Source organism: Caldimonas tepidiphila (assembly GCF_003569765.1).
Taxonomy (GTDB): Bacteria; Pseudomonadota; Gammaproteobacteria; order Burkholderiales; family Burkholderiaceae_C; genus Caldimonas; species Caldimonas tepidiphila.
In genome coordinates this window covers 33,697-51,520 of the sequence record NZ_KZ983962.1, presented here as the reverse complement: position 1 = coordinate 51,520, position 17,824 = coordinate 33,697, and the positions used below count along the sequence as shown (strand labels likewise).

The 17,824-nt window shown below is 71.5% G+C and carries 18 protein-coding genes and 3 tRNA genes; 6 read left to right on the top strand and 15 right to left on the bottom strand.

What is annotated here, in order from left to right:
• The 9 genes from tuf to trpE all read right to left on the bottom strand — a co-directional run bounded on the left by tuf (window position 1) and on the right by trpE (window position 6,465).
• Window positions 1-1,191, bottom strand: a complete 1,191-nt coding sequence (gene tuf, locus D3A59_RS02495; protein WP_119153355.1) for an elongation factor Tu — start codon at window positions 1,189-1,191, stop codon at window positions 1-3.
• 51 nt (window positions 1,192-1,242) lie between these two features.
• Window positions 1,243-1,317: transfer RNA gene (locus D3A59_RS02490), tRNA-Thr, on the bottom strand.
• 73 nt (window positions 1,318-1,390) lie between these two features.
• Window positions 1,391-1,464 (bottom strand) — tRNA-Gly (locus tag D3A59_RS02485).
• A gap of 95 nt (window positions 1,465-1,559) precedes the next feature.
• A tRNA-Tyr gene (locus D3A59_RS02480) sits at window positions 1,560-1,645 on the bottom strand.
• Window positions 1,646-1,741: 96 nt separating this feature from the next.
• Complete coding sequence (locus D3A59_RS02475; protein WP_240635904.1) at window positions 1,742-2,443, bottom strand: uracil-DNA glycosylase; 702 nt, start codon at window positions 2,441-2,443, stop codon at window positions 1,742-1,744.
• Window positions 2,444-2,562: 119 nt separating this feature from the next.
• Complete coding sequence (gene trpC / locus D3A59_RS02470) at window positions 2,563-3,351, bottom strand: indole-3-glycerol phosphate synthase TrpC (RefSeq protein ID WP_119153354.1); 789 nt, start codon at window positions 3,349-3,351, stop codon at window positions 2,563-2,565.
• A gap of 3 nt (window positions 3,352-3,354) precedes the next feature.
• A complete protein-coding gene (trpD, locus tag D3A59_RS02465) occupies window positions 3,355-4,389 on the bottom strand; it encodes an anthranilate phosphoribosyltransferase (RefSeq protein ID WP_119153353.1) in 1,035 nt (344 codons plus the stop codon).
• Window positions 4,390-4,402: 13 nt separating this feature from the next.
• Complete coding sequence (locus D3A59_RS02460) at window positions 4,403-4,969, bottom strand: aminodeoxychorismate/anthranilate synthase component II (protein WP_119153352.1); 567 nt, start codon at window positions 4,967-4,969, stop codon at window positions 4,403-4,405.
• A gap of 11 nt (window positions 4,970-4,980) precedes the next feature.
• Window positions 4,981-6,465, bottom strand: a complete 1,485-nt coding sequence (trpE, locus tag D3A59_RS02455) for an anthranilate synthase component I (RefSeq protein ID WP_119153351.1) — start codon at window positions 6,463-6,465, stop codon at window positions 4,981-4,983.
• Window positions 6,466-6,853: 388 nt separating this feature from the next.
• Between trpE and D3A59_RS02450 the strand changes: the two genes are divergently transcribed.
• On the top strand, window positions 6,854-7,450 hold the full coding sequence (locus D3A59_RS02450) for a chalcone isomerase family protein (protein ID WP_170162280.1): 597 nt from the start codon (window positions 6,854-6,856) through the stop codon (window positions 7,448-7,450).
• A 31-nt stretch (window positions 7,451-7,481) separates the two neighbouring features.
• Here D3A59_RS02450 and gph read toward each other — a convergent pair whose 3' ends face one another.
• Window positions 7,482-8,156, bottom strand: a complete 675-nt coding sequence (gph, locus tag D3A59_RS02445; protein WP_119153349.1) for a phosphoglycolate phosphatase — start codon at window positions 8,154-8,156, stop codon at window positions 7,482-7,484.
• Between the two features lie 5 nt (window positions 8,157-8,161).
• Window positions 8,162-8,842 carry a ribulose-phosphate 3-epimerase gene (gene rpe / locus D3A59_RS02440; RefSeq protein ID WP_119153348.1) on the bottom strand — a complete coding sequence of 227 codons (681 nt, stop codon included), beginning with the start codon at window positions 8,840-8,842 and terminating at the stop codon, window positions 8,162-8,164.
• 57 nt (window positions 8,843-8,899) lie between these two features.
• Here rpe and apaG point away from each other — a divergent pair, with 57 nt between their 5' ends.
• A complete protein-coding gene (gene apaG, locus D3A59_RS02435) occupies window positions 8,900-9,274 on the top strand; it encodes a Co2+/Mg2+ efflux protein ApaG (RefSeq protein WP_119153347.1) in 375 nt (124 codons plus the stop codon).
• A 4-nt stretch (window positions 9,275-9,278) separates the two neighbouring features.
• Window positions 9,279-11,363 carry a site-specific recombinase gene (locus D3A59_RS02430; protein WP_119153346.1) on the top strand — a complete coding sequence of 695 codons (2,085 nt, stop codon included), beginning with the start codon at window positions 9,279-9,281 and terminating at the stop codon, window positions 11,361-11,363.
• A 14-nt stretch (window positions 11,364-11,377) separates the two neighbouring features.
• On the opposite strand, the gene D3A59_RS26150 is transcribed toward D3A59_RS02430, so the two are convergent.
• Entirely contained in the window at window positions 11,378-11,608 is a 231-nt protein-coding gene (locus D3A59_RS26150; RefSeq protein ID WP_240635905.1) for a hypothetical protein, read from the bottom strand.
• 37 nt (window positions 11,609-11,645) lie between these two features.
• Here D3A59_RS26150 and mltA point away from each other — a divergent pair, with 37 nt between their 5' ends.
• A complete protein-coding gene (gene mltA, locus D3A59_RS02425) occupies window positions 11,646-12,725 on the top strand; it encodes a murein transglycosylase A (protein WP_240635903.1) in 1,080 nt (359 codons plus the stop codon).
• 89 nt (window positions 12,726-12,814) lie between these two features.
• Here the strand turns inward: mltA and D3A59_RS02420 are convergent, their stop codons facing one another.
• On the bottom strand, window positions 12,815-13,999 hold the full coding sequence (locus D3A59_RS02420) for an acetyl-CoA C-acyltransferase family protein (RefSeq protein ID WP_119153344.1): 1,185 nt from the start codon (window positions 13,997-13,999) through the stop codon (window positions 12,815-12,817).
• 218 nt (window positions 14,000-14,217) lie between these two features.
• Here D3A59_RS02420 and D3A59_RS02415 point away from each other — a divergent pair, with 218 nt between their 5' ends.
• On the top strand, window positions 14,218-15,483 hold the full coding sequence (locus D3A59_RS02415; protein WP_240635902.1) for a DUF445 domain-containing protein: 1,266 nt from the start codon (window positions 14,218-14,220) through the stop codon (window positions 15,481-15,483).
• A gap of 57 nt (window positions 15,484-15,540) precedes the next feature.
• Here the strand turns inward: D3A59_RS02415 and D3A59_RS02410 are convergent, their stop codons facing one another.
• Entirely contained in the window at window positions 15,541-16,167 is a 627-nt protein-coding gene (locus tag D3A59_RS02410) for a hypothetical protein (RefSeq protein ID WP_157991366.1), read from the bottom strand.
• 128 nt (window positions 16,168-16,295) lie between these two features.
• On the opposite strand from D3A59_RS02410, the gene D3A59_RS02405 reads away from it, so the two are divergent.
• On the top strand, window positions 16,296-17,171 hold the full coding sequence (locus D3A59_RS02405; RefSeq protein WP_119153342.1) for a DUF6515 family protein: 876 nt from the start codon (window positions 16,296-16,298) through the stop codon (window positions 17,169-17,171).
• Window positions 17,172-17,178: 7 nt separating this feature from the next.
• Here D3A59_RS02405 and D3A59_RS02400 read toward each other — a convergent pair whose 3' ends face one another.
• On the bottom strand, window positions 17,179-17,715 hold the full coding sequence (locus tag D3A59_RS02400; protein WP_119153341.1) for an Lrp/AsnC family transcriptional regulator: 537 nt from the start codon (window positions 17,713-17,715) through the stop codon (window positions 17,179-17,181).
• Between the last annotated feature and the right edge of the window lie 109 nt (window positions 17,716-17,824).

Here is a 17,824-nt window from a genome sequence, read left to right as displayed (position 1 = left end):
TTACTCGATGATCTTCGCGACGACGCCGGCGCCGACGGTGCGGCCGCCCTCGCGGATCGCGAAGCGCAGGCCTTCTTCCATGGCGATCGGGGCGATCAGCTTGACGGTGATCGACACGTTGTCACCCGGCATCACCATTTCCTTGTCCTTGGGCAGCTCGATGGCGCCGGTGACGTCGGTGGTGCGGAAGTAGAACTGCGGACGGTAGTTGTTGAAGAACGGGGTGTGACGGCCGCCCTCTTCCTTGCTCAGCACGTAGACTTCGCCGGTGAAGTGGGTGTGGGGCTTGATCGAGCCCGGCTTGCACAGCACCTGGCCGCGCTCGACGTCCTCGCGCTTGGTGCCGCGCAGCAGGATACCGACGTTGTCGCCTGCCTGGCCCTGGTCCAGCAGCTTGCGGAACATCTCCACGCCCGTGCAGGTGGTCTTCTGCGTGGCGCGGATGCCGACGATCTCGATTTCCTCGCCGACCTTGATGATGCCGCGCTCGATACGGCCGGTCACGACGGTGCCGCGACCCGAGATCGAGAACACGTCTTCCACCGGCATCAGGAACGCGCCGTCCACGGCACGCTCGGGCGTCGGGATGTAGCTGTCCAGCGCCGCAGCCAGCTGCATGATGGCCTGCTCGCCCAGCTCGCCCTTGTCGCCTTCGAGCGCCAGCTTGGCCGAGCCCTTGACGATCGGCGTGTCGTCGCCGGGGAAGTCGTACTTGGAGAGCAGCTCGCGCACTTCCATCTCGACGAGCTCGAGCAGCTCGGCGTCGTCGACCATGTCGCACTTGTTCAGGAAGACGATGATGTAGGGCACGCCCACCTGGCGGGCCAGCAGGATGTGCTCGCGGGTCTGGGGCATCGGGCCGTCAGCGGCCGAGCACACCAGGATCGCGCCGTCCATCTGCGCAGCACCCGTGATCATGTTCTTCACGTAGTCGGCGTGGCCCGGGCAGTCGACGTGCGCGTAGTGACGGTTCTCCGTCTCGTACTCGACGTGCGCGGTGTTGATCGTGATGCCGCGCGCCTTCTCTTCCGGCGCCGCGTCGATCTGGTCGTAGGCCTTGGCTTCACCGCCGAACTTGTTCGACAGGACGGTCGTGATCGCAGCCGTCAGCGTGGTCTTGCCGTGGTCCACGTGACCGATGGTGCCCACGTTGACGTGCGGCTTGGTCCGCTCAAACTTGCCTTTTGCCATTGTTCCGAGCTCCTGACAGTCGAATGTCGGTGTTGGAAGGTATAGAAGGGGTGGTGCCCATGACGCGGATCGAACGCGTGACCTCTCCCTTACCAAGGGAGTGCTCTACCACTGAGCCACATGGGCATCGACACGGGTTTGAGGGCTCTTTCCGAACACCCAAACCACTGCCGACTTTTTCCACCCTGCGCCGAGGCGCTGGAGCGGGAGACGGGAATCGAACCCGCGTCATTAGCTTGGAAGGCTAAGGTTCTACCATTGAACTACTCCCGCCCGGGAGTGGGGCAACTTCAACCGCTTCCCAAGCATCAGATCCCAGGAACAAGACGGGACTCGCGTCCCGCCTTGCAACCAGCATCTGGCCGCCTTGGTGGAGGAGGCTGGATTCGAACCAGCGTAGGCGTAAGCCAACAGATTTACAGTCTGCCCCCTTTAGCCACTCGGGCACCCCTCCGAGGCGAATCTCAGATTCTATAGGAGTGTTTTTCGTTTGCCAACACCTGCGTGAAAAAACTTTCAGGCGGCCTCCGGGCCAGCCTCCCGCCCTGCCTCAGCGCGCGTGCCAGTCGATCGGCGCGCTGCCCGGCCGCAGGCGCAGCAGCTCGGCGTTGGCGCGGCTGAAGTGGCGGCAGCCGATGAAGGGCTGCGGGCCGCGCGTGGCCGACAGCGGCGAGGGGTGGTTGGCGGTGAGCACCGCGTGGCGGCTCTCGTCCACCAGCCCGCGCTTGCGCTGCGCGGGCGCTCCCCACAGCAGGAACACCGCCGGCTCCGCCCTCGCGGAGACCGCCGCGATCAGCGCGTCGGTCAAGGCCTCCCAGCCGCGCCCGGCGTGGCTGTGCGCCTGCCCATCCTCCACCGTCAGCACGGTGTTGAGCAGCAGCACGCCCTGCCGCGCCCAGCCGCTCAGGTCACCGTCCGGCAGCGCGGCGCCGGTGTCGGCGGCGAGCTCCTTGTAGATGTTGCGCAGGCTCGGCGGCAGCTTCTGCCCCGGCATCACCGAGAACGCCAGTCCCTGCGCCTGGCCGGCGCCGTGGTAGGGGTCCTGGCCGAGGATCACGACGCGCACCGTCTCCAGCGGCGTCAGCGCGAGCGCACGGAACACCTGCGCCGGGAAGACGGTGATTCCTTCCTGCACGCGCCGATCGACGAACTCGATCAGCTCACGGCCGGTGATGGAGTTGCGGAAGGGTTCGGTGACGTCGCGCCAGCCGCCCCCGATGCGCGCGAAGCAGGCGTCGAGCGGCTCCTGCAGGCGGTTGTCGCCCGGCGCTGCCGGTGCTGCCGCAGGGGCAGCGGCGACCGGGGCGGGGGCCCCGTTCGCGGCGAACAGTTCCGCCTGCGGCGCGGCGGCGGGATTTGCGGTCTTGCGGTTCACCCGAACAGCGCGGCAAGCGCCGCGCCCGGGTCAGGCGCGCGCATGAAGGCCTCGCCGACGAGGAAGGCATGCACATTCGCGTCGCGCATGCGCCGCACGTCCTCGCGCGCGAGGATGCCGGACTCGGTGACGAGCAGCCGGTCCGCGGGCACGTCGGCGAGCATGCCGAGCGTGGTGTCCAGCGTCACCTCGAAGGTGCGCAGGTTGCGGTTGTTGATCCCGACCAGCGGCGTCTTCAGCCGCAGCGCACGCTCCAGCTCCTCCCGGTCGTGCACCTCCACCAGCACGGCCATGCCGAGCCCATGCGCGCAGGCCTCCAGATCGGCCATCTGCGCGTCGTCCAGGCAGGCGGCGATCAGCAGGATGCAGTCCGCGCCCATCGCGCGCGCCTCGACCACCTGGTACTCGTCGACCATGAAGTCCTTGCGCAGCACCGGCAGCGCGCACGCCGCCCTCGCCTGCCGCAGGTAGGCTTCCGCGCCCTGGAAGAAGCGCTCGTCAGTCAGCACGCTCAAGGCAGCGGCGCCGTGGCGCTCGTAGCTCGCGGCGATCTCGGCCGGCGCGAAGTTCTCGCGCAGCACGCCCTTGCTCGGGCTGGCCTTCTTCACCTCGGCGATCACCGCCGCGCGGCCCTGCGCGACCTTGCCTCGCAGGCTGCCGGCGAAGTCGCGCATGCCGCCGAGCGCCTCGGCGTCCGCGCGCAGCGAGGCGAGAGACCGGTGCTGGCGTGCCGCCGCGATCTCCTCGTGCTTGACCGCGACGATGCGTTGCAGGATATCGCTCATTCTTCAGGCCGCCTTCAGCTTCTGGGTCACGGAAACGAGCTGCTCCAGCTTCGCCTGCGCCGCGCCCGAGGCCACCGCCTCGCGGGCCAGGCGCACGCCCTCGGCGATCGAGCCGGCGACGTTGCCGGTGTAGAGCGCCGCGCCGGCGTTGAGCAGCACGATGTCGCGCAGCGGGCCGTCCTCGTTCGCGAGCGCACGCCGGATGCAGGCCACCGACTCCTCCTTACTGCTCGCGCGCAGCGCCCGGGTGTCGTAGACCGGCAGCCCGAAGTCGCTCGGGTGCACGAGGTACTCGCTGACCTGCCCGTCCTTCAGCTCGCCGACGCGCGTCTCGCCCGACAGCGAGATCTCGTCCAGGCCGTTCATGCCGTGCACGATCAGCACGTGCTCGGCGCCGAGACGCTGCAGCACGCGCACCTGGATGCCGACCAGGTCCGGGTGGAACACGCCCATCAGCTGGTTCGGCGCGCCCGCCGGGTTCGTGAGCGGCCCGAGGATGTTGAAGATCGTGCGCACGCCGAGCTCTTTTCTCACTGGCGCCGCGTGCTTCATCGACGCGTGATGGTTCGGCGCGAACATGAAGCCGATGCCGGTTTCAGAAAGGCTGGCCGCGACCTGCTCGGGCGAGAGGTCGATGCGCGCGCCCAGGGCCTCGAGCACGTCGGCGCTGCCCGAGCTCGACGAGACGCTGCGCCCGCCGTGCTTGGCGATGCGCGCGCCGGCCGCCGCGGCGACGAACATCGACGCGGTGGAAATATTGAAGGTGTGCGCGGCGTCGCCGCCGGTGCCGCACAGGTCCACGAGCCCGGCGCGGTCGGCGACCGGCACGGGCGTCGCGAACTCGCGCATCACCTGGGCCGCGGCGGTGATCTCGCCGATGGTTTCCTTCTTCACCCGCAGACCGGTGACGAGCGCGGCGATCATGAGCGGCGACATCTCGCCGCTCATGATGCGGCGCATCAGCGCCAGCATCTCGTCGTGGAAGATCTCGCGGTGCTCGATGACGCGCACGAGCGCTTCGGTGTCGGTGATCGGCATGTCGGCGCTCCTCTCAGGTGTTCGTCAGGAAGTTCTTCAGCATCGCGTGGCCGTGCTCGGTCAGGATCGACTCGGGGTGGAACTGCACCCCCTCGATCGCCAGCTCCTTGTGGCGCACGCCCATGATCTCGCCGTCGTCCGCCGTGGAGGTGATCTCCAGGCAGTCGGGCATCGTCTCGCGCTCGATCGTCAGCGAGTGGTAGCGGATCACGGTGAACTGCTTCGGCAGGTCCTTGTAGACCCCCTTCTCGTCCGTCGTGATGACGCTGGTCTTGCCGTGCATCTGCTGCTTGGCGCGCACGATGTTCCCGCCGAGCGCGGCGCCGATGCTCTGGTGGCCGAGGCACACGCCGAGGATGGGCAATTTGCCGGCGAAGTGCCGGATCGCCGGCACGCAGATGCCGGCCTCGGCCGGCGAGCAGGGGCCGGGCGAGAGCACCAGGCGGTCGGGCCGCAGCGCCTCGATCTCTTCGATTCCGATCTCATCGTTGCGGAAGACCTTCACCTCCTCGCCGAGCTCGCCGAAGTACTGCACCAGGTTGAAGGTGAAGCTGTCGTAGTTGTCGATCATCAGCAGCATGTCGTTCCCCTTCAGAAGCCTTCTTCGACGAGTTCCGCGGCGCGCAGCAGCGCCCGGGCCTTGGCCTCGGTCTCTTTCCACTCCAGCGTCGGCACCGAGTCGGCCACCACGCCCGCCGCGGCCTGCACGTAGAGCGTCTGGTCCTTGACGATGCCGGTGCGGATCGCGATCGCCACGTCCATGTCGCCGGCGAAGCTCAGGTAACCGCAGGCGCCGCCGTAGATGCCGCGCTGCACAGGCTCGAGCTCATCGATGATCTCCATCGCGCGGATCTTGGGGGCGCCGGAGAGCGTGCCCGCCGGGAAGGTCGCCTTCAGCACGTCCATGCTGGTCAGGCCGTCTTTCAACAGGCCCTCGACGTTGCTGACGATGTGCATCACGTGCGAGTAGCGCTCCACGTCGAAGGCTTCCGTCACCTTGACGCTGCCGGTCTTCGCGATGCGGCCGATGTCGTTGCGTGCGAGGTCGATCAGCATCACGTGTTCGGCGCGCTCCTTCGGGTCGGCGAGCAGCTCCTGCTCGACCGCCTTGTCGATCTCCGGTGTCGCGCCACGCGGCCGGGTGCCGGCGAGCGGGCGGATCGTCACCTTCTGGCCCTCGGGCGTGGCCTCCTGGCGCACCAGGATCTCGGGCGAGGCGCCGACCACCTGGTGGTCGCCCATGTCGTAGAAGTACATGTAGGGCGAGGGGTTCAGCGAGCGTAAAGCGCGGTAGAGCGACAACGGCGACTCGGTGTAGCGCTTCTTCAATCGCTGCCCGATCACCACCTGCATGCAGTCGCCCGCAGCGATGTACTCCTTGGTGCGCAGCACCGCGGCCTCGAATTCGGCCTGCGTGGTCTCGTGCTCGACGGCGTAGGAGGCCCCTCGCTTGACCGGCGGCGCGGTGACGGAGAAGCGCAGCTTGTCGGTCAGCTCCGCCAGGCGCCGCTTGGCCTTGAAATAGGCCTCGGGCTGGCCCGGGTCGGCGTAGACGATCAGATACAAGCGCCCCGACAGGTTGTCGATGACCGCGACCTCCTCGGTCTGCAACAGCAGGATGTCGGGCGTGCCGATGCCGCCGCTCTTCTGCACCTTCGCCAGGCGCGGCTCCATCAGCCGCACCGTGTCGTAGCCGAAGTAGCCGGCGAGTCCGCCGCAGAAGCGCGGCAGCCCGGGGCGCAGCGCGACCTTGAAGCGCGCGCGGTACTGCTCGATGAAGTCGAGCGGGTTGCCCTCGTGCGTCTCGACCACCTGGCCGTCGGTGACGACCTCGGTGGTGCGGCTGGTGGCGCGCAGCAGGGTGCGCGCCGGCAGCCCGATGAAGGAGTAGCGCCCGAAGCGCTCGCCGCCGACCACCGACTCCAGCAGGAAGCTGTGCTTGCCGCTGCCGGAGGCATAGGCCAGCTTCAGGTAGAGGGAGAGCGGCGTCTCGAGGTCGGCGAAGGCCTCGGCGATGAGGGGGATGCGGTTGTAGCCCTGCTGCTGCAGGCTCTTGAATTCGAGTTCGGTGATCACGCGAGAAGTCTCCTAGGCCCGGCGCCGGGCCCATGCAGCGGCACGGGCGGCAGGCGCTTCGCTGATGGAAGATCAGGGAATCGAGGGGATTCCGACAGGGGGTGCCGGACGGCGCGGACCCGAGGAGGGCGCGACAGGCGGCAAATCAGACCAGCGGCGGGAACCGACGCCAGGGCCAGGCTCCCCGGTCGTGCAGACCCTTGATCTGTTTGCGCGAGATGAACATGCGCGGCAGTGTAGCAGCCGAGTCCCGCGACACGCACACGGGGCCGGCACCGGCCCCAAGGCAGGCCCTCAAATATTACGAACGGTCGTGCTTTTCCCGATGCGCCCGGGGACGAAACCGCGCAGCATGGGCGCTCCCGACCCCATCCTCCCTGGAGACCCCATGCCGCATTCCTGGTTGTCACCGCTCCTCGCCGCGTGCCTGGTGCTGCTCGCGCCGGCCGTCCCTGCCCAGACCACCGAGCTCGAGGGCGCGAAGTTCGAGCACGAGCTGCAGCTCGGCGGCAGCCGGCTGCAGCTCAACGGCGCCGGCGTGCGCTACAAGGCGATCTTCAAGGTTTACGCCGCGGGGCTCTACCTCGACGCGAGGACGCAGGCGCCCGAGGCGGTGCTGTCGACCGCCGCACCGCGGCGGCTGAGCATCGTGCTGTTGCGCGACATCGACGCCAACGAGCTCGGCAAGCTGTTCACGCGCGGCATGGAGCAGAACGCGACGCGCGAGGAGTTCTCGAAGTCGATCGCCGGCATCGCGCGGCTCGGCGAGGTGTTCGCCGCGAAGAAGCGGCTCGCCGCGGGCGAGTCCTTCCAGGTCGACTGGCTGCCGGGCCAGGGCACGGTGATCCTGATCAACGGCAAGCCGGCGGCCGAGCCGATCCGCGAGCCCGAGTTCTACAGCGCGCTGATGAAGATCTGGCTCGGCAAGGAGCCGGCCGACGCACAGCTGAAGAAGGCGCTGCTCGGGCAGGCAGGTCGCGGCTGAGTGGCGCAGGCCGCCCGGGCAGCGAGCCGGCTCAGGCCGGCCGCAGCTCGTCGAGCCGGTCGACGAAGCCGTCGGCCGGCACCTGCCGCACCGGCTCGCCGTGGTTGTAGCCGTAGCTGACCAGCACCACCGGGCAGCCGGCGGCGCGCGCCGCCTCGGCGTCGTTGCGCGAGTCGCCGAGCATCAGCGTGCGGCGCGGCTCGCTGCCGAGCGCCTCGCAGGTCTTCACGAGCGGCAGCGGATCGGGCTTCTTGCGCTCGAAGGCGTCGCCGCCGAAGGCGAGGCGGAAGAAGCGCGCGAGGCCCTTCTTCTCGAGCAGCGGCAGCGCGAAGGCGGTCGGCTTGTTGGTCAGGCACGCGAGCGGCAGGCCGGCCGCGGCGAGCCGCTCCAGCCCCTCGACGACGCCGGGGAAGACCGCCGAGTGCTCGCCGTTGATCGCGAGGTAGTGGCGCTGGTAGGACGCCCAGGCCGCGGGATAGAAGTCGGCCACGCCCGCCGCGTCGAGGCTGCGCGCCAGCGTGCTGCGGATCAGGTGCTCCGAGCCCTTGCCGACGGTGCGCTCGACGAAGGCTCGATCCACCTCGGGCAGCTTCAGCTCCCCGGCCATGCGGCCGAGCGCGACGACGAAGTCGCCGAGCGTGTCGACCATCGTGCCGTCGAGATCGACGATGACGGCCTGCAGGCCCTCGGGCAGCGCGAAAGCCATCGCCGTCAGCGCGCCAGTTGCGCGCGCATCGCGTCGATCACCGCCTTGTAGTCGGGCTGGCCGAAGATGGCGCTGCCGGCGACGAAGGTGTCGGCGCCCGCGTCGGCGACGCGGCGGATATTGTCCACCTTGATGCCGCCGTCCACCTCGAGCCGGATGTCACGGCCGCTCGCGTCGATGAGCTTCCTGACCTTCTCGATCTTGCGCAGGCTGCTGTCGATGAAGCTCTGGCCGCCGAAGCCGGGGTTCACGCTCATGATCAGCACCAGGTCGACCTTGTCGATCACCCACTCGAGCACGTCCACGCTGCTCGCCGGGTTGAAGGTCAGGCCGGCCTTGCAGCCCGCCCCGCGGATCAGCTGCAGCGTGCGGTCGACGTGCGCCGAGGCCTCTGGGTGGAAGCTGATCAGGTCGGCGCCGGCCTTCGCGAAGGCCTGCGCGAGCGCGTCGACCGGCTGCACCATCAGGTGCACGTCGATCGGCACGCGCTGCCCCTGGGCATCGACCGCGTGGGGGCGCAGCGCCTCGCAGATCATCGGGCCGAAGGTCAGGTTGGGGACGTAATGGTTGTCCATCACGTCGAAATGGATCCAGTCGGCGCCGGCGGCGATGACGTTCTTCACTTCCTCGCCGAGCCGGGCGAAGTCGGCCGAGAGGATGCTCGGGGCAATGCGGTGGGCGCTCATCGGGTATTCAAAGCCTTGTTGCGCGCATTGTAGGAGTCGCTTGATAGCATTTCCGGCATGAGCATTTACGAGTTCAGCTGCGAGGTCGATCCCCGCTACCTGCCGGAGGAGTCCGACCCGGACGAGGGCGTCTATGCCTTCGCCTACACGGTCACGGTGCGCAACACCGGCCAGGTCGCGGCGCAACTCATCGCCCGCCACTGGGTCATCACCGACGCCACCGGCCGCGTCGAGCAGGTCAAGGGCCTGGGCGTGGTCGGCCACCAGCCGCTGCTCAAGCCGGGCGAGGGCTTCGAATACACCAGCTGGACGCGGCTGCGCACGCCGCGCGGCACGATGAGCGGCAGCTACTTCTGCGTCGCCGAGGACGGCGAGCGCTTCGACGCGCAGATTCCCGCCTTCTCGCTGTCCGCCCAACGCAGCCTGCACTGAGCCGATGCGCTGGCCCTCCGCCGGGCACGCGGCCCCGGCCGCGGTCTGGGACCTGAGTTCGCTGCTGAACGCGCTCGACCCGGGCGCCGAGCTCGCCGAGCGCAACCTGTGGCTGGTGCGGCTGATGGAGTGGGTGCGCCATGCCGCGCCGCGCCGTGGCGGCGAGGCCGTGCCCGACGAGCGCGCGTCGCGCGGGGCGACGCCGCTGCCGCTGCTGCGCATCCGCCACCTGCTCAACCTGCTCGATCGGCAGCCCGAGATCCGCGCCCGGGTGGTCGAGCTGCTCGGCCGCCTGCTGTGCGAGATGGACGCGACGCTGCTGCTCGCGGACTTCGGCTTCGCGCCGCGGCTGGCCTTCTTCAGCGAGCTCGGCGAGCGGCTACAGCGCGCGGTGCTGCCCGGCACGCCGCAGACGCACGACCTCGCCGAGCTGTTCCAGCTGATCTTCTCGCATGCCGAGGACTCGCAGTGGCTCGCCGCGCTCGACGAGGCCACGCTCGAGCGGCTGTCGCGGCTCTTCGCCGAGGCGCAGCAGGCGGCGGGCAGCTTCGGGCTCGCGGGCTGCCAGCCCTGGCACGACGCACTGCTCGACGCGCTGACCTTCTGCGTCACCCAGGTCAACGCCGCGGCCTACTCGGCGCAACTGCGCTCGCGGCTGTCGCCGGAAGCGCAGGCGCTCGCGCCCTTCCGCCAGCTCGCCCGCGCGGCCGACACGCTGCAGGAGCTGCTGCGTGACCCGCAGGCCGACGAGGCCGCGCGCCGCAGCTCGCTCGGCTACTTCCGCACGCTGCTCGAGGCCTGCCGGCGCGACGCCGCGACGGTTCACGATCACCTCGAGGAGCACGGCGTCTCGGTCGACATCGTGTTCGCGCTCGACCAGCTGCAGGGGCGGCTGCGGCGGGTCGGCCTGCTGCTCGACTGCCTGGTCGACCCGCAGCCCGCGCCGACGCTGCAGCGCCTGCTGGTGCAGCTCGCCCGCACCGCGCACCGCCGCCGCAGCGTGCGCGCGCTGCTCGCGCGCAACTACTCGCTGCTGGCGCGCAAGGTGACCGAGCGCAGCGCCGAGACCGGCGAGCACTACATCAGCCGCACGCGCACCCAGTACCGCACGATGTTCCTGCGCGCTGCAGGCGGCGGCGCGATCACCACGGTCACCGTGTTCCTGAAGTTCCTGGTCGGCTCGCTCGGCCTGTCGGCGTTCTGGACCGGGCTGGCCGCGGGGATCAACTACGCGCTGAGCTTCGTCGCGATCCAGCTCGCGCACTTCACGCTCGCCACCAAGCAGCCGGCGATGACCGCGCCAGCGCTGGCGGGCCGCTTGTCGGACCTGGCCGACGACGCGGCAGTGGAGCGCTTCGTCGACGAGGTCGCGCACCTGATGCGCACCCAGGTCGCCGGCATCCTCGGCAACGTCGTGGTGGTGCTGCCCTGCGTGCTGGTGGTGCAGCTCGCCTGGCAGGCGCTCACCGGCGAGCCGCTGGTCGGCGAGGAGAAGTCGCGCCACGTGCTCGAGTCGCTGAACCTCCTCGGCGTCACGCCGCTGTACGCGGCGGCCACCGGCGTGCTGCTCTTCTCGTCGAGCCTGGTGGCCGGCTGGGCCGGGAACTGGTTCGCGCTGCACCGCATCGGCAGCGCGGTGCGCTGGAACCCGCGCATCATCGCCTCGCTCGGCGAGCCGCGCGCGAGGCGCTGGTCGGCCTGGCTGCAGCACAACGTCCCGGGCCTCGCCGGCAACATCTCGCTCGGCCTGATGCTCGGGCTGCTGCCCTCGGTATCGCTGTTCTTCGGCCTGGCCTTCGACGTGCGCCACGTCACGCTCGCCTCGGGCCAGCTCGGCGCGGCGCTCGCGACGCTCGGCCCCATGATCATGGGCACGCCCGCCTTCTGGCTCGCGGTACTCGGCATCGTCGCCACCGGCGCGCTGAACGTCACGGTGAGCTTCATGCTGGCCTTCCGGCTCGCGCTGCGCGCGCGCAACATCCGGCTGCGCGACCGGGGACGGATCTATGCCGCGATCCGCGCGCGGCTGCTGCGCCGGCCGATGAGCTTCCTGCTGCCGCCGCGCGACGTGCCGGCCGTGCCGGGCTGAAAATCGGCCGGGCCTCAGCGTCCGGCGGGGGGCTCGCGGTCGGACGGCGGCTCCTGCGCATCGGGCGGCTCGCCCTCGTCGCGCCCGGAAAACATCGTCCACCAGACAATGAAGACGAGAATCAGCAGCGCCGCGAGCGCTTCCAACAAAATCAATCCCATGACGAACCCCTTGTCTGGCCCGGCCCGCCGGGCGATGCGCCTGGCTGCCGCCACCGCGATTCTCGGCTTGATCGCCGCCTGCACCGGCGTGCCCCGCCGAGCCCCCGAGGCTCCCGCGGGCATGCCTGCCCCGGTGCTCGCGCCGCCGGCCACCGGCGCGGCGATCGAGCAGCCGCGCTCGCGCTGGGTGCCGGTGCGCTGGGACGAGCTGCCCGGCTGGAAGGACGACCAGGTCGCCCATGTCTGGCCGGCGCTGCTGCGCAGCTGCGAGCGCCCGGCGCCCGGCTGGTCGGCGCTGTGCATCGAGGCGCGCGCGCTGCGCCAGCCCGACGAGGCCACGGCGCGCGCCTGGCTGCAGCAGTGGCTGCGCCCCTTCCGCGTCGAGGCGAAGGACGGCCGCACCGACGGGCTGCTGACCGGCTACTACGAGCCGACCCTCGAGGCGAGCCGGGTGCCGCGCGCGGGCTTCCGGGTGCCGCTGCATGCGCCGCCGGCCAGCCTCGCGACGCGCCGCCCGTGGTGGACGCGCGCCGAGATCGAGCAGCTGCCCTCGGCGCAGGCGGCGCTGCGCGGCCTCGAGATCGCCTACGTGGCCGATCCGCTCGACGCGCTGGTGCTGCAGATCCAGGGCTCGGGCCGGCTCGTCGTCGCCGAGCCCGACGGCCGGCGCCAGATGGTGCGGCTCGCCTATGCCGGGCACAACGACCACCCCTACCGCTCGGTCGGGCGCTGGCTGGTCGACCAGGGCGCGATGACGCTGGACCAGGCCTCCTGGCCGTCGATCAAGGCCTGGGCGCGCGCCAACCCTCAGCGCGTCGGCGAGATGATGAACGTCAACCCGCGCTACGTGTTCTTCCGCGAGCAGCCGATCGCCGACCCCGCCGTCGGCGCGCTCGGCGCGCAGGGCGTGCCGCTGACGCCGGGCCGCTCGATCGCGGTGGACCGCCAGTCGGTGCCCTACGGCACGCCGGTGTGGATCGACGCCACCGAGCCGCCGGTGGGCGCGGCCGCCACCCGGGCCGGCACCGGCGCACCGCCGCCGCGACCGCTGCAGCGCCTCGTGATGGCGCAGGACACCGGCAGCGCGATCGTCGGCGCGGTGCGCGCCGACTACTACTGGGGCTGGGCCGAGGGCGCCGAGGAGCGCGCCGGGCGCACCAAGCAACCGCTGCGCATGTGGGTGCTGTGGCCCAAGTCCTGAACGCCGCGCGCGGCTGAAAGGACACCGGCCGCACGCGGCGGCCGGTCGGTTCGCGAACAGGCCGGCGCCTCGCGGCGCCGGCGAGCGCGTCAGAGGCGCTCGAAGATCGCGGCGATGCCCTGGCCGCCGCCGATGCACATCGTCACGAGGGCGTAGCGGCCCTGCACGCGCTGCAGCTCGTGCAGCGCCTTGACGGTGATGATCGCGCCGGTCGCGCCCACCGGGTGGCCGAGCGCGATCGCGCCGCCGTTGGGGTTGACCTTGGCCGGGTCGAGGTCGAGCTCGCGCGTCACCGCGCAGGCCTGCGCCGCGAAGGCCTCGTTGGACTCGATCACGTCGAGGTCCTGCGCCTTCAGGCCCGCGCGCTGCAGCGCCAGGCGCGTGGCCGGCACCGGCCCGATCCCCATCACCTCCGGCTCGACGCCGGCATGCGCGTAGGACACGAGCCGCGCCATCGGCTTGAGGCCCATCTGCGCCGCAGCCTGCGCCTCGGCCAGCACCACGGCGGCTGCGCCGTCGTTGATGCCCGAGGCGTTGCCGGCGGTCACGAGGCCGTCCTTGCGGAAGGCCGGCTTCATCTTCGCCAGCGCCTCGGCAGTGGTGTCGGGGCGGCCGTGCTCGTCGGTGTCGAACACCACCGTGCCCTTGCGCGAGGCGATCTCGACCGGGACGATCTGCTCCCTGAAGCGGCCCGCGGCGATCGCCGCGGCCGCCCGCCGCTGGCTCTCGGCGGCGAACTCGTCCTGCATCTCGCGCGTGATGCCGTAGCGCTCGGCGACGTTCTCGGCGGTGATGCCCATGTGGATCTTGTGCAGCGGGTCGTGCAGGATGCCGATCATGTAGTCGATCATCTGCGCGTCGCCCATGCGCGTGCCCCAGCGCGCGCCCGGCATCAGGTAGGCGCCGCGGCTCATCGACTCGGCGCCGCCGCCGATCGCGACCTCGGCGTCGCCGAGCAGCAGCGACTGCGCCGCCGACACGATCGCCTGCAGGCCCGAGCCGCACAGGCGGTTGACGTTGTAGGCCGGCACCTCCTTGGGCAACCCGGCCTCGAGCGCGGCGACGCGGCTCAGGTAGGCGTCCTTCGGCTCGGTGACCACGACATGCCCCATCACGACATGGCCGACGCGCCCGGCGGGCGCGCCGCTGCGCTCGAGCGCAGCGCGCACCGCGGTGGCGCCCAGCACGGTGGGGGGAACGTCCTTCAGGCTGCCGCCGAAGGTGCCGATGGCGGTGCGGGCTGCGCCCACCACCACGATTTCACGTTGAGCCATGCTCGTCTCCTCTCTTGGTCGATTCGGTGCCCGTTGCCGGGACAGTCCGTCCCCGCGCTCGCGCGCGAGCCCGTGCGGCGACTCTGGGCAGCACACGTTGCGCCAATCTGACGCGATCCGCTGTGCCCACTCCCGCGCTCGGGATTGTGGCCCTGGCGCGGGCCGCCGCGCGGCCAAAGCCCCGCCTTTGGCATCATGCCCGCGAAGGAAGGAGCCGCATGAACGACGCAGCGACGAGCCAGGCGCAGGCCCTGGCGCGCATGAAGCGCCTCGCGCTGGGCCTGCTGGTGCTGGCGGCCGTGCTGTACGGAGTGGCCACCGCGCTGGAGGAGCGGCACCCCGCCTGGGGCTACGTCGGCGCCTTCGCGGAGGCCGCGATGATCGGCGCGATGGCCGACTGGTTCGCGGTGGTGGCGCTGTTCCGCCACCCGCTGGGCCTGCCGATCCCGCACACCGCGATCATCCCGACCAACAAGGCCCGCATCGGCCGCAACCTCGCGAACTTCATCTGCGCGCACTTCCTCGGCACCCAGCAGGTGCTCGAGCGGCTGCGCGGCCTCGACCCCGCCGCGAAGCTCGCCGCCTGGCTGTCACAGCCGGCGCATGCGGCGCGGCTCGGCGACTACCTCGCCGCGGCGCTGCGCTACGGGCTGTCGGCCTTCGACGACGAGCGCGTGCGCCACTTCCTGCGCGACACGGTGCTCGCGCGGCTCGAGCGCGTGGACGTGTCGCGCGTCGCCGGCCAGCTGCTCGACGTGCTGACCGCCAACCGGCGCCACCAGTCGCTGCTCGACGAGGTGCTGCTGCAGGTGGCGGACCTCGTCGAGGACGAGGGCATCCAGGCCAAGATCGCCGAGGTGATCGCCGCCGAGCTGAAGTACCTGCGCTACGTCGGCCTCGACGTCGTCGCCGGCAACCTCGCGGCCGAGAAGATCGCCCGCGGCGTGTGCCGCGTCGTCAGCGAGATGGGGCACGACCCCGAGCATCCGCTGCGGCTGCGCTTCGACGACTACATGGCCGGCTTCATCGCGCGGCTCAAGGACGACCCGGCGCTGCGCCTCAAGGGCGAGGCGATCCGCGACGAGGTGCTCGCGCACCCCGAGCTCGCCGCCTACCTGCAGGGCCTGTGGAGCCAGCTGCTCGGCTGGCTGAACGAGGACCTCGGGCGCGAGGACTCGTCGATCCGCGCCCGCGTCACCGGGGTGGCCCTCACGCTCGGCGAGAAGCTGCGCGACGACGCGGGGATGCGGCAGTGGATCAACGCGCAGCTGCTCGAGGCCGCGCCGCGCTGGGTCGAGCGCTACCGCGAGGACATCCGCCGCTACATCGTCGAGCGCGTCGACGCGTGGCACACGCACGAGCTCACCGACGAGCTCGAGCGCAACATCGGGCGCGACCTGCAGTTCGTGCGCATCAACGGCACGCTCGTCGGCGGCCTGATCGGGCTGCTGATCCACACGCTGACGCAGTGGTTGCGCGGCTGAGCGCCACCTCCGTGCGCGGCCGGGCGGGCGACCGCGGCGCAGGCCGCGCGCCGGGGCTCAGGGCACGGTGACGCGCATCTGCACCAGCAGGCTGCGCGCGCTCTCGCCTTGCCGCCCGGACAGCAGCCCGCGCTCGCGATGCTGCCGCTCGTCGACGCTCTCGGCCACCGTGACCCATTCGCCGAGTGGCAGCTGCAGCGTCGTGAGCAGCTGCGAGCGCTGCGCGCCGCCGCGGGGCTCGAAGCCGCCGCCCTCGGCCGCGACCTCCACCGTCACCGGCGCCTCGCCCCCCGGCCAGCGCGGCTGCACCGAGAAGCCCTGCCCCGCCTCGACCCAGACGGTGGCGGGCACCCGCACCCAGCCCTGCGGGCCGGGCAGCACCCGGTACCACTGCAGCGCGCGGCCCTGCGCGAGCCGCAGCCCGCCGCGCCCGCCGTTGAGCACCAGCAACTGCTGCCGCGCCTCGCGCTCGCCGCCGTGCTCGCGCGCACCGAAGCCGGGCGCAGGGAGATCGACGCCGGCCGACTGCTCGCGCCCCGACTCGGCCTGGCGCAGCTCGACGCGCAGGTTGACCATCGGCGGCCGCCCGGCATCGAAGGCCCGCGCGATGCGCGGGCCGAAGACGGCCGCCGTGCAGCCGAGCGCCATCCGGACCATCATCCGCCTGCGGCCCAATCGTTTCATCCGATGCCTCCGAACCTCTTTGCAACACCTCGCCGCCGGCGCACCGCCCCGCCGCCCGGTGCGAGGATGATGGCACGCAGCGCCGATCTGCAGCGCTCCTGCGTACCGCCTTCGAACGGGAGACCCGCATGCGACACCCCGCCCCGATCCCGCGCCGCGCCGCCACGGCGGTCGCGCTCGCCCTGATCCTCGCCGCCGCTGGCGTGCCGGCCCGCGAGCCCGGCGAGCGGCCCGGCGGTGCCGAGCAGCCCCCGCGCGTCCAGCCCCGCGAGCGCGCCCCCCAGGAGATGCCGCAGCGCGGCTGGGAACGCGAGGCCGAGCGGCGGGTCGTGCCGCGCGAGCGTCCGCCCGAGGACGGCGCGCGGCGCGGCTGGGAGCGCGAGGCCGAGCGCCGGGTCGTGCCGCGCGAGCGCCCCGAGCCGCCCGAGGTGCGCGGCACCCGTCCCGAGCCCCCGCCGTGGCAGACGCTGCCCGGCCCGACGCCGCTGCCGCACTGGGCCCCCTCCTGGACGCCGCCTCCCACGGTGCACCGGCTGCCTCCGCATCCGCAGGCGCTCGCGCACAGCGGGCAGCGCTACTGGTTCGCCGACGGCTTCTGGTACGCGCCGCACCCCGACGGCTATGCCCTGGTGCGACCGCCGGCGGGCCTCGTCGTGGCCGAGCTGCCCGCGACGCGCACCATCGTGCGCGCCGGCGCGACGACGCTCTACCTCGTCAACGACGTGTACTACCGGCCGCTCGCCGGCGGCGGCTACCAGGTGGTCGCGCCGCCGCAGGAAGCCGTGCTCGCCGCGGCCCCGCAGCCGACGGTGCGGCCCCGCCGGGGCCAGAGCCCCGAGCAGCAGGCACGCGACGAGTACGAATGCCACCGCTGGGCCGTCACGCGAAGCGGCCACGACCCGCTCACCGCCCCTGCCGCCGACGAGCGCCAGGCCGGCGACTACCGGCGCGCGCTCACCGCCTGCCTCGAGACGCACGGCTACCGGGTGAGCTGGGAGAACTGAGCGTCCCTCACCCCCGCGCGCCGAGGTGTCCCAGCGGCAGCACCCCGCCCGCCTTGACCTCGCCGAGCGAGAAGCTGGTGTGCAGGTCCTTGATGTTGGGCAGCTTGAACAGCACCTCGTGCGCCCAGCGCGAGTAGGCGTCGAGGTCGGTGGCCATCACGTGCAGCTCGAAGGTGCCCGAGCCGCTGATGTAGTGGCAGGCCACGACCTCGGGCAGCGCGCGGATCGCGTCCTCGAGCGCGCGCGTCGCCTCGGCGTTGTTGCGCTCGGCGTCCACGCGCACGAAGGCCAGCACCCCGAGGCCGATCCTGCGGCGGTCGATCTCGGCGCGGTAGCCGCGGATCACGCCCTGCTCCTCGAGCCGGCGCACACGGCGCCAGCACGGCGTCGCCGACAGGCCGATGCGCTGCGCGAGCTCGGCGTTCGACAGCCGCCCGTCGCGCTGCAGCTCGGCGAGGATCGCCACGTCGTAGCGGTCCAGGCCCTCGCGCGGCGGCTCGGCGTCGGTGCGGGCCGTCGGCAGGGACGGCGCCCGGTGGCTCATCACAAGTCCTTCCTTCCCTCCGCGACGGGAGGGCTTCCCGATGTTGCTCTCTCGGCCTGCCGGCGCGGGGACGGCAGACCCTGCGGCGTGCGGCACTTCGCGGCAGGGA

What these genes read in the sequence shown, in the direction of transcription:
- tuf (WP_119153355.1), bottom strand. Translation starts at nt 1,191, where the DNA reads ATGGCAAAAGGCAAGTTTGAGCGGACCAAGCCGCACGTCAACGTGGGC.
- trpC (WP_119153354.1), bottom strand. Translation starts at nt 3,351, where the DNA reads ATGAGCGATATCCTGCAACGCATCGTCGCGGTCAAGCACGAGGAGATC.
- trpD (WP_119153353.1), bottom strand. Translation starts at nt 4,389, where the DNA reads ATGCCGATCACCGACACCGAAGCGCTCGTGCGCGTCATCGAGCACCGC.
- D3A59_RS02460 (WP_119153352.1), bottom strand. Translation starts at nt 4,969, where the DNA reads ATGCTGCTGATGATCGACAACTACGACAGCTTCACCTTCAACCTGGTG.
- D3A59_RS02450 (WP_170162280.1), top strand. Translation starts at nt 6,854, where the DNA reads ATGCCGCATTCCTGGTTGTCACCGCTCCTCGCCGCGTGCCTGGTGCTG.
- gph (WP_119153349.1), bottom strand. Translation starts at nt 8,156, where the DNA reads ATGGCTTTCGCGCTGCCCGAGGGCCTGCAGGCCGTCATCGTCGATCTC.
- rpe (WP_119153348.1), bottom strand. Translation starts at nt 8,842, where the DNA reads ATGAGCGCCCACCGCATTGCCCCGAGCATCCTCTCGGCCGACTTCGCC.
- apaG (WP_119153347.1), top strand. Translation starts at nt 8,900, where the DNA reads ATGAGCATTTACGAGTTCAGCTGCGAGGTCGATCCCCGCTACCTGCCG.
- D3A59_RS02430 (WP_119153346.1), top strand. Translation starts at nt 9,279, where the DNA reads ATGCGCTGGCCCTCCGCCGGGCACGCGGCCCCGGCCGCGGTCTGGGAC.
- mltA (WP_240635903.1), top strand. Translation starts at nt 11,646, where the DNA reads ATGCCTGCCCCGGTGCTCGCGCCGCCGGCCACCGGCGCGGCGATCGAG.
- D3A59_RS02420 (WP_119153344.1), bottom strand. Translation starts at nt 13,999, where the DNA reads ATGGCTCAACGTGAAATCGTGGTGGTGGGCGCAGCCCGCACCGCCATC.
- D3A59_RS02415 (WP_240635902.1), top strand. Translation starts at nt 14,218, where the DNA reads ATGAACGACGCAGCGACGAGCCAGGCGCAGGCCCTGGCGCGCATGAAG.
- D3A59_RS02410 (WP_157991366.1), bottom strand. Translation starts at nt 16,167, where the DNA reads ATGAAACGATTGGGCCGCAGGCGGATGATGGTCCGGATGGCGCTCGGC.
- D3A59_RS02405 (WP_119153342.1), top strand. Translation starts at nt 16,296, where the DNA reads ATGCGACACCCCGCCCCGATCCCGCGCCGCGCCGCCACGGCGGTCGCG.
- D3A59_RS02400 (WP_119153341.1), bottom strand. Translation starts at nt 17,715, where the DNA reads ATGAGCCACCGGGCGCCGTCCCTGCCGACGGCCCGCACCGACGCCGAG.